Annotated in this window: 9 protein-coding genes and 1 riboswitch; of the genes, 5 read left to right on the top strand and 4 right to left on the bottom strand. The window is 72.9% G+C overall.

Annotated elements, in window-relative coordinates:
- Positions 1–53: 53 nt before the first annotated feature.
- Entirely contained in the window at positions 54–1,376 is a 1,323-nt protein-coding gene (locus D7147_RS26880; RefSeq protein ID WP_120682548.1) for a polysaccharide pyruvyl transferase family protein, read from the bottom strand.
- Positions 1,377–1,685: 309 nt separating this feature from the next.
- On the opposite strand from D7147_RS26880, the gene D7147_RS26875 reads away from it, so the two are divergent.
- The 5 genes from D7147_RS26875 to D7147_RS26855 all read left to right on the top strand — a co-directional run bounded on the left by D7147_RS26875 (position 1,686) and on the right by D7147_RS26855 (position 6,869).
- The gene (locus D7147_RS26875) at positions 1,686–2,846 is read left to right on the top strand and encodes an acyltransferase family protein (protein ID WP_120682546.1); all 1,161 of its coding nucleotides are present in this window, start codon (positions 1,686–1,688) and stop codon (positions 2,844–2,846) included.
- Positions 2,847–3,052: 206 nt separating this feature from the next.
- The gene (locus D7147_RS26870; RefSeq protein WP_147437452.1) at positions 3,053–3,481 is read left to right on the top strand and encodes a hypothetical protein; all 429 of its coding nucleotides are present in this window, start codon (positions 3,053–3,055) and stop codon (positions 3,479–3,481) included.
- A gap of 148 nt (positions 3,482–3,629) precedes the next feature.
- On the top strand, positions 3,630–4,403 hold the full coding sequence (locus tag D7147_RS26865; RefSeq protein WP_120682542.1) for a hypothetical protein: 774 nt from the start codon (positions 3,630–3,632) through the stop codon (positions 4,401–4,403).
- Between the two features lie 397 nt (positions 4,404–4,800).
- Positions 4,801–4,945: riboswitch (cyclic di-AMP (ydaO/yuaA leader) on the top strand.
- Between the two features lie 239 nt (positions 4,946–5,184).
- Positions 5,185–6,018 carry a C39 family peptidase gene (locus tag D7147_RS26860; protein WP_120682540.1) on the top strand — a complete coding sequence of 278 codons (834 nt, stop codon included), beginning with the start codon at positions 5,185–5,187 and terminating at the stop codon, positions 6,016–6,018.
- A gap of 107 nt (positions 6,019–6,125) precedes the next feature.
- Positions 6,126–6,869, top strand: a complete 744-nt coding sequence (locus D7147_RS26855; RefSeq protein WP_120682538.1) for an alpha/beta fold hydrolase — start codon at positions 6,126–6,128, stop codon at positions 6,867–6,869.
- Positions 6,870–6,879: 10 nt separating this feature from the next.
- Here D7147_RS26855 and D7147_RS26850 read toward each other — a convergent pair whose 3' ends face one another.
- The 3 genes from D7147_RS26850 to D7147_RS26840 form a co-directional block, all read right to left on the bottom strand.
- Positions 6,880–8,592: a CDP-glycerol glycerophosphotransferase family protein gene (locus tag D7147_RS26850; RefSeq protein WP_120682536.1), complete on the bottom strand. Its 1,713-nt coding sequence runs from the start codon at positions 8,590–8,592 to the stop codon at positions 6,880–6,882.
- 44 nt (positions 8,593–8,636) lie between these two features.
- On the bottom strand, positions 8,637–10,151 hold the full coding sequence (locus D7147_RS26845; protein WP_120682534.1) for a bifunctional cytidylyltransferase/SDR family oxidoreductase: 1,515 nt from the start codon (positions 10,149–10,151) through the stop codon (positions 8,637–8,639).
- 144 nt (positions 10,152–10,295) lie between these two features.
- On the bottom strand, positions 10,296–11,105 hold the full coding sequence (locus tag D7147_RS26840; protein ID WP_120682796.1) for an ABC transporter ATP-binding protein: 810 nt from the start codon (positions 11,103–11,105) through the stop codon (positions 10,296–10,298).
- Between the last annotated feature and the right edge of the window lies 1 nt (position 11,106).

Genomic DNA, 11,106 nt, shown 5'->3' with positions numbered 1-11,106 from the left:
AACCTCACATGACCGGTGGCGGTGAGCTTACTGAACAGCGATCGAGCGGGAGGTTAACGGTTCAGGATGCGCCGCACCCGGCCGCCCACGGCCTGCCGCATCCGGACGTGCAACCGCACCTGCTGGAGGCTCTCCACCTCGCCGCGCAGCTCGTCGGCGTGGTCGCGCAACCACTGCAGCCGGCCCAGCAGGACGTCCTGGTCGGCGGCGGCGGGCCGTACGGCCGGCGGGTAGGTGGTGGCGCGGACCTGCTCGTCGAAGCGGCTGGGGCTGTCGCCGTCGGCGAAGGCGTTCGGGAGGTCGTGCTTGGCGAGGAACGACAGCATCGTCGCGAATCGCGCCTTGTGCCCGTTGTTGAGGGCCGTGTAGTCCGCCTCCTCGTACAGGTCGGCGGCGTCGACGTCGGCCGGCACGTCCTTCATCACCCGGTGCGGGATCTCGAAGTACCGCGCCAGCTCCAGCGTGCGGGAGTCGTGCGCGAACAGGTAGCCCGGCGTGCCGGCGATCAGCGCGGTGATGGTGCCGTGGATCCGGGTGCCGAAGTTGAAGTCGAAGCCCGACAGGTACTCCATCCAGGTGGACGGGTCCACGAACATCCGCACCTTGTCCTCGGTGAAGAGCGGGTGCGAGGTGTGGATCGGGATCTGGCTCGTCTTGCCCCGGTCCTCCGGCGCGTCGCCGTAGAGCAGGGTGCCGAGGGTCTTCAGGTCCTGCGGGATGTAGCGCAGGTTCGGGTACTTGCGGTGGTGGTTGCCCACCACCTTCGCCATCGACTTGACGTACGGCGAGATGGTCATCGCGATCCGGTCGTGCGGCTCCAGGAACGCCTTGCGCTTCTCCACCCGCAGGTTGTCCCCGTGCAGGAACATCGACGGGCAGCCGATCACGTCGACCGCCGAGAAGCCCAGGGAACGGAGGTAGTCCCCGGTGATCTCCCCCCGGACGCCGATGCTGTGCGACCGGTCGAGCACCGCCTTGACGAACGCCTTCACCGCGTCGTCGATCGGGCGCAGGTACTCCAGGTCGCCCTTGACGTTCGTCTGGGCGCCCACCCCGAGCACCACCACCGGGATCCGCAGCCGCTGGATGAGCCGGGTCAGGTTCCCCAGCCGCTCGGCGTAGCTGCGCCGGAAGGCGTTGGCCAGCGGTACGACGAACACGTCGTACCGCTCGTTGATCATGTCCGCCTCGCGGAGGTTCGCCCGGAACGCGGTCGGCTCGATCTGCGTGTTCCCGGCGCCCAGCAGCTTGTACGCCGCGTGGCTGAACACGAGATTGCCAGCGTTCTCCCCGATCCAGTTCTGCTCGAAGGTCTCCTCCGGCGAGTAGACGTCGAAGGGGCCCTTCTTGGCCCGCATCAGGATCCGCTGGTGCATCGGTCGCTCCAATTCTCGTCCGTCCGCGACGGCGCCTCGCTGCCGTCGGTGCGGGGCTCCTCGGAGGCGCGCCGCATCCATCACCTCCGAGCCCCGCGATATTAAGCCACCGGACATCCATGGCACACCGCGGCGTCAGAGTCGTACGACCGGCCGGCGGTCGTCATCCGCGCGGCGGATAGGGTGCCCCGAACGGGCGGCCCGGATCAGTGGCGCCGCCGGCGTGGCGGCCTCCGGGGCTCCGGGCGACGGCCGGGTCACGGGCGGCAGCCCGCACAGCTCGAGGCGCCGCCGGGGGAGGAGAGGTACATGCTGGTGACGGTGGGGCAGGCGAGCACGACGGCGACGGCGACACCGTCCGCCGGAGGCGGCGCTCCAGCCGGTCGCCTACCCTCCCTCACCGGACTGCGCTGGATCGCGGCGCTGCTGGTCTTCGGATTCCACGCCGGCACCATGCGGATCATCGCCGAGCCCGACTACCAGAGCGTGGTCAGCAAGGTCTTCAGCCTCGGACTGTCCGGAGTGGAGTTCTTCTTCATCCTCAGTGGCTTCGTGCTGGTCTGGTCGGCGCGGCCCGGGGAGCGGCGGCGGAACTTCTGGCGCCGCCGGTTCGCCAAGATCTGGCCGAACCACGCGGTGCTCTGGGCGCTGGCGCTGCTGGTGGCGCTCTGGTTCGCCGATCCGGTGCGGGTCGACGTCGCGGTGGAGAATCTCCTCCTGCTCCAGGCCTGGGACTTCCGGGGCGGCCACTTCTACAGCATGAACAACGTGAGCTGGTCGCTCTCCTGCGAGTTCTTCTTCTACCTCTGCCTACCGCTGGCGCTGCCGCTGGTCCGCCGGGCGCGGGCCGGGCTGCTCTGGGCGGTCGTCGTCGCGGTGCCGCTGCTGATCCTGGCGCTCTGGCCGGCTCAGTTGCTGGTGCCCGAGGAGTACCGCTGGTGGTTCACCCAGATCTTCCCGCTGACCCGGTCCCTGGAGTTCTGGATGGGGGTGGCCGCCGCCGAGCTGATGCTGCGCGGCCGGTGGCGCGGTCCACGGCTCCCCCTGGCCAGCCTCCTCTTCGTCGCCGTCTGGGTGGCCGCCGCCGGATGGATCCGCGCCGAGTTCTGGGCCGCGCTCCTGGCGGCCGCCTACCTCCTGGTCATCACCGCGGCGGCGGACGCCGACGTGCGCGGCCTCCGCTCGCCGTGGCGGTCCCGTCCGATGATCTGGCTCGGTGAGGTCTCCTTCGCCTTCTACCTCGTCCACGTCCTCGTCATGACGACCGTGCTGCGGTTGACCGGGGACTGGGGTGTCGGCCTGCCCGGGTGGTGGGGGCCGGCCGCCGTGCTCGGGTTCCTCCTGCTGAACCTGGTCCTGGCCGGGCTCCTGCACCGCTGGGTCGAGATGCCGATGATGCGCCGGCTCGGTCCACGCCGTGCCCGTCCGTCCGCGGCCCCCGCCGCCCCCGCCCCCGCCCGCTCCCGCTGACCGCGGGCCGAGCCGGCTCGACTCGCCTCGTCGAGCGGGCCGGACGGCCCCGCCGCCGCTCGGCTTCCCCGGCCCCGGGTGTCCCTCCGACTCGGTGCCAAACTGCCCCTGAGCTGGGACGTCCACCCTGGTCGGTGCGGTCGGCGCGGCGTCGCGACACGCCCGGCTACCGTGCGACTCCGGTGGTGCGGGGGTAGCGTTGCCCCATGCCTTCCTTCGCGCTCACCGATCCCCTGTGGTGGGTGGCGCGTTGGGCCGCTCGGTTGCTGGCCAGCCTCGCGGTGGCCGGCGCGTTGACCGTCGGGTCGCTGGCGCCGTTCGGGGCTCCGCACCCGCAGGCCACCACCGAGTCGCCGTCGCTCACCGGCTCGTGGGCCTGCGACTGCGCTCCCACGTTCGTCGGCGCGCCCGACTCCCCGGTCGTCGCCGTCGCGCACGGCACCGTCGCACCGCAGAGCACCGCCGAGGCCGCCGGCCCGCCGGCCGCCGCACCGTCCGCGCCCGGTGTCACAGTCGAGCCGTTCGCCCTGGTCGCACCGGTGGCCGCCGCGGTCGCCGTCGCGGCCACCGAGGCGCACCCGCAGCGCAACGCGATCCCGACCGTTCGAGCGCCCCGGGCCCCGCCCGGCGCCTGACCCGTCGGCGGGAGCAGGAAACCCTCCCGCCGCGCCCGCCGAACGCGTCAACCGCGCCCGCCCCGGCGCCCCGCGCGGCCGAGTCGGCCCCGCCCCGGGTGGCCGGGCGGCTTCCCGCATTCGCGTCTGCCTGCCCCGAGGTGTCGACATGGAGAAAACCGTCCTCTACCAGTTCCTCGTCGAGGTGCCGCAGGCCGCCGCCATCTGGTCGGCCCTGCTGGTACTGGCCCTGATCGTGCTCACCGTGCTGGTCGCCCGCCCCGAACGCGACCGCCCGGAGGACGACCGGAGCGCCCCGACCGTGCCGTCCGACCGGGAGTTGGCGACGGCCGAGGCGACAGACCTGCGCCGGTACGCCGAGGAGGTGGCGGTCGCCGCCGCGGGCGCGGCGCAGACCGCCCGACGGAGACGGGACGCGTGGTCGACCGCCCAGGCCGATCTGGACCGGGCCTGGGCGGCGTACGACGAGGCCGACAGCGCCGCCCGCCGGTTCGCCGGCGCGGGCGCCCTGCCGACGCCCCGCACGCCCCACACCCCAGCGGAGTACGCGGCCCGGGAGCGGCACCTGCACCGGGCGGCCACGGCGGCGTACTGGCGGGGCGATCTCACCCTGCGCCAACTCGGCGACGTCTTCGGACACCGCGACGGCTGGGATCCCCGTCTGCACCCGGTCGAGCAGGAGGTGCGCCTGGCCCGGGTGGTCCGGGACGGCCGGCTGGCCGGATACCGGGCCGCTCAGGAGCGGGAGCGTCGCGCCTGGCGGGACGCCGAACTCGCCGCCGAGGCGGCCCGCGCGCTGGCCACCGAGGCGTACGCGGCGGCGGTCCGCGTCCGGCCGGGCCGGTCGACGGCGACCCGGCCGGCGAGCACCGCCCCCGCCCGCCTGGTGACCGCCCGTTGGCACCCGGCGAGGGTCGGCTGACCGGGCCGCTCCCCGACCGACTCGTCTCCTGGAAGATCGGGCGGCCCGGTCGTCCGGACCCCGCACCTCAGGGTGGGAGTTGATCGCCGTGCCGGCGGATGTCGGTCGAATTCCGCCGGCAACTCCGTGAGCCCGGTCACAACGGCCCGGAAACGGTCAGCGGGTCCAGCCGGTTCGAATCATCCCGGCCCTTTGACAAGGTTGTCGTCGGCCCGTCCTGTTGCGCCCCCCGAACGCCGCCGTAACTGCCCGTCCCATTGAGTCCCGTCAGCGGCCAAACGCCCGGAAAAATTGTCAGACGGAACAGGTTTAAGCAGGTGGCGAAGGGTTGGCAGGCTCCTCGTCGACCAGTAGTGTCGGCCCGTCCGGTGCGGTACCCGATCGCAAGAGGCGACGCCGCGCCGACCCGCCTAATCGTTGTTCTTCACGAGCCGGGGACCCACATGTACGTCCGGGGTGAATCCGCGAGCCACGGCCCGCGGTAGGGCGATCTTCCCGCCCGAATCCGTCAGCTAACCCGGTAGGCGGTGCCGGAAGGAGTTCCATCCCTGTGGTGCACGAACCCACCCCTCGGCCGTCCCCGAACCTCCACGGCGCCCCGGTGCCCGCGCTCGCCCGCCTCGTAGCGGCGAGCTGATCCGGCACCCGCGTCACGCCGCCCGGTCCACCGGGCGATCCCCTGAGCGATCCACCAACCGCACGCGGACCAGGTCCGCGCGGTGACGCCTACCCGATTCCCGGTACGGCGGCCGGTCGCTCACCCCCGAACCGTGGAGGAACCGTGAAGCACACCCTGAAGCGTCAGCTCCGTCGCCTGGCCGCCGCGCGGCCGTACCAGATCGCCGCCGCCTCGGCCGCGGCGCTGGTGCTGGCGACCACCACCGGCGCCCTGCTCAACGGCGCCGACGAGGCGCCCGCCGCGCAGCGCGCCTCCGCCGCGGTCGCGGCCGAACTGCGCAGCGACGCCGGCATCGCCTCGCTCAGCGAGCAGCAGCCCACCACACCGGCGGCCGACTCGCCCACGGCCAGCTCGCCCACCGCCGGCGCACCGGCGGCGAAGAAGGCCGCGAACCCCGACCTGACCCGCAAGCCGACCCCGCCGAAGCCGCCGTCGAGCAAGGTCCTCGACTACGACTACCAGGCGCAGACCACCTTCTACTACTGCGGGCCCGCCGCCACCCGCAACGCGCTCAGCGCCACCGGCATCGAGCGCGGCCAGGACGACCTCGCCACGCAGCTCGGCACCACCGAGATGGGCACCAACTCCGCCGAGGACACCACCCGGGTGCTGAACGCGGTGGTCAAGGGCAACCCGTACAAGACCACCATGTTCCCGACCGCGCCGCGTCCCGCCCAGATGGACCGGCTCCAGGCCGACATCGTCCGCGCCATCACCGACGGGCGCGGCGTGGTCGCGAACATCGTCGGCGACGCCGTCGACACCGACGGCGGCTGGCACTCCTTCGGCGGCGGGCACTACATCGCCGTCGTCGGCTACCGGGACCAGGGCCGCACCGTGAAGATCGCCGACTCGGCGAACCCGGCGGTGCCGTCGTACTGGATCACCACGATCGACCTGGCGAACTGGATCACCTCCCGCGGTTACTCCGCCTGACGATCGCGTTCACCTCGGGCGCCGGCACCTGATCAAGGGGCCGGCGCCCGTCGTCGTACCGGATCTCCACCCTCGCCCTGCCGACGCCGCGATGGCAGACTGCGTCCATGACCGACGCCGGTGCCCGTACGCCCGGCCGGCCCGCGCTCCTGCTGCTGCACGGCATGGGCGCGACCGGCGAGGTGTGGCTGCCCTGGGCGGCCCTGCTGGAACGCCGGTGGGAGGGGCGCTGGCTGGCGCCGGACCTCGCCGGCCACGGCACCTCACCACCGCTGCCCGCCTACGACTTCGGCACGCTGGCCGAGCGGGTGGCCGAGGCGCTCGCACCGGACGACCGCCTGATCGTGCTGGGGCACTCGCTCGGCGGCGTGGTCGGCCTGACGCTCGCCGCGCGGGACGCCGGATTACCGGTCGCCGCTGTCGTCGGGCTCGGCATCAAGGCGGTCTGGTCCGGCGCCGAGTTGGCGAAGGCGCGGGAGCTGGCCGCCCGTCCGGTCGCCTGGTACGCCGACCGCGACGCCGCCGCCGAGCGCTACCTGCGGGTCTCCGGGCTGGCCGGACTGGTCGCCCCCGACGATCCGAGGGTGACGGCCGGGCTGCGCCAGGTGGATGGGCGCTGGCGACTGGCCATGGACCCCGCGGCGTTCGCGGTCGGCGAGCCGGACCTGTCGGCGCTGCTCGCCGCCACCGACGTGCCGATCCTGCTGGCGCGCGGCGAACACGACCCGTTGGTCACCGACGCGCAGCTGCGGCGCTACGGGGTTCCGGTCGCCACGCTTGCCGGGCTCGGCCACAACGCCCACGTCGAGGACCCGGAGGCGGTGCTGGCGCTCGTCGAGTCGTACCGCTGAGCGGCCGGCCTCAGGCGGTCGGCAGGGGTGCCGCCTCCGCTGCGGCCGGCCGGCCGACGCGCGGCGTCGGCGTCCGTCCGGCCGGCTCCAGCTCGCGCCGGGCGGCGGCGAGGAAGGCCTCGGCGTACGACTCGGCCGGGAAGTCGCCGAGGTAGCGTCGCCGGGTCTCCCAGCGCTGCGCGGAGAGCGGGTCGGTGTCGAGCAACCGGTCCAGCACCTCGTCCAGGTCGGCCATGTTCCGGCGCAGCACGTACCCGGCGGCCGCCAGCGGGAACCGCTCGGTGAACGCGTCGCCGTCGGCCCCCATGTCCGTCACCGCGAACGGCTTGCCGGAGTAGAGGTAGTCCGAGATGACTCCGGAGACGTCGGAGACCAGGGCGTCGGAGCGGTTCACGCACTCCACCAGGCTCAGGTCCCGGCTCGCGGCCGCGCCCCAGAGGTGCTGCCGGCCGGTCCGGGCCCGGTCGGCGGCGAGCAGCTCGGTCAGCCGGCCGAGCTGCCGGGCGGACGCCGGGTTCTGCGTGGTGTACGGGTGTGCGCGCAGGATGACCGTCGCGCCCCGGTCCAGCAGCCGCCGCAGCAGCGGCTCGGCCACCGGCAGCGAGCAGTAGTCGGCGTCCGCGTGGTGGCCGGTCCAGGTCGGGGTGTAGAGGACGGTGCGGGGGGTCAGCGCGGGCAGCCGCTCGGTGCGAACCTCGATCGACTCGACCTGCGGGCGGCCGACCACCACGAACTTCTCCGCCGGGATCTCCACGCCGACGCGCGCGTACCGCTCGATCGCGGCCTGCCCGGCCACGAAGATCCGGTCGAAGATCGCGGAGACCGGGTTGGCGCTCGGCGCCTTGTCGCTGTCGCCGTGGTGCAGCTGCACGTGGGTCAGCTGGGTGAACCGGATGAAGTGGCTGTTCTTGGCGCCGTGGTTGACGTAGAACGCCGCCTTCAGGCTCGGCACCAGCACCTCGTCCAGCGCCCGCAGGGTGGGGCAGTAGACCACCGGGGCGGTGGTGGCGGCGGCGACCGGCGCCAGGAACTCCGGCTCGCGGAGCACCACCAGGAACGGGCGGCCGATCCGCTCCAGGTACGGCAGCCACATGGTGACCTGGTACTCCGACCCGGGCGGTGCGGAGAAGTAGAGGACGAACTCCGGTTCGTACGCGCGCAGCGCCCGCGCCGTCGCCCCGCCCGACGCGGACGGCCGGAAGCGTCGCCGGGCCAGGTCCGCCCCGACCGCACCGGCGCCGGCGCCGACCAGCACGGCCGCCACCAGCGCCGTCAGCGCCGGCAGGGTCGCCGCGGCGGCCAGCGCCACCACGGCGAGCAGCCCGAGCAGCGCGTCGCCGAGGTGCGTGGCGACCAGCGGGGCCCAGGACCGCACCGGCAGGTTCGCGGTGCGGACCTCCAGGTCGCCGGCCTGCCGCAAGGGCCCGACCAGCAGCACCAGCCCGAGCAGGGCGAGCGCGGTGGCGGCCAGCGCCGGGTCGAACCCGTGGTCGAGCCGTCGTGCGTACGCGACCAGCACGGCCGCGGCGATCAACGTCGTCTCGGCGGCGGTGTCCGCGCCGGGACGGATCCGCCGCTCCACGGCCGCCGCCGCGAGGGCGGCGACCGCCAGCGCGAGGCCCCAGCCGGTCGCGCCGGTCAGCGCGGCGGTGAGGAAGGCCAGTACGGCCAGCCCGATGCTCAGGCATCGAGCGATCAGCTTGCGGAACAGGTCACCACGCATGTCGCTCCGTTCAACCGCCGTTCGCGGTCAGCAGACGTTCGACGTCAGCCGGCGGTCGCCGGGGTGGCGGTCGTGCCACCGTCGGAGGGCACCGCCTGGGCCGGGACCGTCTGCGGCGCCTCGCCCTGCGGCCGGCGTACGTCGATGACCTGCCCGGTGAGTTCCGAGATCAGCACGTCCAGCGAGGCCTGCGCCACCGCCTCGGCCGAGAGCAGGGTGTGCTCCGGCTCCTCGCCGAAGGCCCGGGTACGCATCGGGGTGGCCGTCCGCTCCGGGTTGACGCAGTTGACCCGGACACCGACGTCGGCCCACTCGTCGGCCAGCGCCTGGGTGAGGTTGACCAGTGCCGCCTTGGTGGCCGAGTAGAGCGCGTAGCGCGCCCGACCCCGGGTGTACGAGCTGGAGGTGTAGAGCAGCAGCTGCCCCTTGGTCTGCTGGAGGTAGGGCAGGGCCAGGCGGGCGACGGTGACCGGCCCGACGAAGTTGACCTGGAGGACCCGGTCCATGGTCTCCTCGTCCATCTCGGCGAGGTTGCCCTTCTCCAGGACGCCCGCGGTGACCACCACGTGGTCGATCCGCCCGGTCGCTTCGAACGCCGTCTTCAGCGCCGCCTCGACGTCCTCCGGCCGCTCGACGTGGGTCTCCGTGCTGCTCCGGCTGAACGCGAAGACCTGGGCGCCGTGCCGGCGGGCCAGCTCGGCCAGGTCGTGGCCGATGCCGTAGCTGCCGCCGAAGACGACCACGGTCCGCCCGGTCAGCTCCTCGCGGTAGCTGCGGTGGTCGGCGAGCCGGGGCACCCGCGCGGCGGCGAGCTGGAAGAGCTTGTCCGCGAGGTGGACGTCGACCGGGTGGGTGACCTTGATGTTCTCGTCCGAGCCGTCGATCACCTTGATCGGCGTGCCGGGCAGGTAGTGCAGCACCACGCCGCAGTCGTCGGTGGCGGCGAAGTGCGGGTCGCCCTCGGCCAGCCGGTACGCCTCCCGGATGGTGCCGGAGCGGAACGCCTGCGGGGTCTGGCCGCGGCGCAGGGAGGAGCGCACCGGGATGTCGGTGATGCACTCTTCCTCGTCCACCTGGATGATCGTGTCGGCCGACGGGATGGCCACGTCGACCGCCGAGTAGGTCCAGAGGGCGTTCACGCACTCGCGGACGATCCGGTGGCTGACCAGGGGCCGTACCGCGTCGTGGAAGAGGATGTTGCAGTCCCCCTCGCCGACCGCGTCGAGCGCGATGCGGGTGGTCTCGTTGCGGCTCTCGCCACCCTCGATCACCTTGCCGACCTTGCGGAAGCCGGCCTTGTCGACGATCTCCTGCGCCTCGCCGACGTGGCCGCTGGCCATCAGCACGATGATCTCGTCGATCTCCGGCGCGGACTCGAAGACGGCCAGGGTGTGCTCGATGATCGGCTTGCCGGCGATCTTCAGCAGCTGCTTGGGGATGCCGAGCCCGAGGCGGGTACCTGTCCCACCGGCGAGGATCACAGCCACTGTCCGCGAGGGGCGCCAGGGTGCCGGATTCTCCGGGGCGGCGTCCGGGCCAGTGGTGTGGTCCTGCGTCATTGCCGATCCTCACTTCCAGGCTTGCGTTAACGAGAAATTCCGCCCAGGCGGCGACGGGATGAACCTTAACGCGTCAACTTCGGCGCCCCAACGGCGGCGACGGGGCGGCCGCACCCGTGCAGGTGCGGCCGCCCCGTCGCCGGATCACTTGCCGTTGGCGAACGCCTCGTACGCCCGCACGACCTCGTCGGTGGGTCCGTCCATCCGGAGTACGCCTGATTCCAGCCAGATCGTCCGTTCACACGTGTCCCGGACCGAGGAGAGCTGGTGGCTGACCAGGAAGACGGTTCCGGCGCTCTCCCGCAGTTCGCGCACCCGCTGCTCGCTGCGCTTGCGGAAGCCCTTGTCGCCGGTGGCGAGCGCCTCGTCGATGAGCAGCACGTCGTGCTTCTTCGCCGCCGCGATCGAGAAGCGGAGCCGGGCCGCCATGCCCGAGGAGTAGGTGCGCATCGGCAGCGAGGCGAAGTCGCCGCGCTGGTTGATGCCGGAGAACTCGATGATCTCCGGGGTCTGCCGCTGCACCTCGGCCGGGGACATGCCCATCGCCAGGCAGCCCAGCACCACGTTCCGCTCGCCAGGGAGGTCGTTGAGCAGGGCCGCGTTCACCCCGAGCAGCGACGGCTGGCCCTGGGTGTAGATCCCGCCCCGGTTCACCGGCAGCAGGCCGGCGATGGCGCGCAGCAGGGTGGACTTGCCGGAGCCGTTGCTGCCGATCAGGCCGATCGCCTCACCCCGGTACGCGGTGAAGCTGACTCCCTTGACCGCGTGCACCTCCCGGATGTTCGGCTCGGAGGTGCGGGTCATCATCCGGCGCAACGCGGCCACCGGGCTGCTGGCGCCGCTGGCCCCCTTGTGCACGCGGTAGATCACGTGCGCGTCGTCGACGACCACGGTGGGGATGCGTTCGCGGATCTGCGGGAGCGTGAGCGTCGCATCGTTCGACGCCTCGTTCAGC

This window comes from Micromonospora musae (genome assembly GCF_003626545.1).
GTDB classification, from domain to species: Bacteria; Actinomycetota; Actinomycetes; order Mycobacteriales; family Micromonosporaceae; genus Micromonospora; species Micromonospora musae.
This window is presented reverse-complemented; position numbering and strand designations above follow the sequence as displayed.

Coding starts and splice junctions, on each gene's coding strand:
- D7147_RS26880 (WP_120682548.1), bottom strand. CDS start 1,376: ATGCACCAGCGGATCCTGATGCGGGCCAAGAAGGGCCCCTTCGACGTC.
- D7147_RS26875 (WP_120682546.1), top strand. CDS start 1,686: ATGCTGGTGACGGTGGGGCAGGCGAGCACGACGGCGACGGCGACACCG.
- D7147_RS26870 (WP_147437452.1), top strand. CDS start 3,053: ATGCCTTCCTTCGCGCTCACCGATCCCCTGTGGTGGGTGGCGCGTTGG.
- D7147_RS26865 (WP_120682542.1), top strand. CDS start 3,630: ATGGAGAAAACCGTCCTCTACCAGTTCCTCGTCGAGGTGCCGCAGGCC.
- D7147_RS26855 (WP_120682538.1), top strand. CDS start 6,126: ATGACCGACGCCGGTGCCCGTACGCCCGGCCGGCCCGCGCTCCTGCTG.
- D7147_RS26850 (WP_120682536.1), bottom strand. CDS start 8,592: ATGCGTGGTGACCTGTTCCGCAAGCTGATCGCTCGATGCCTGAGCATC.
- D7147_RS26845 (WP_120682534.1), bottom strand. CDS start 10,151: ATGACGCAGGACCACACCACTGGCCCGGACGCCGCCCCGGAGAATCCG.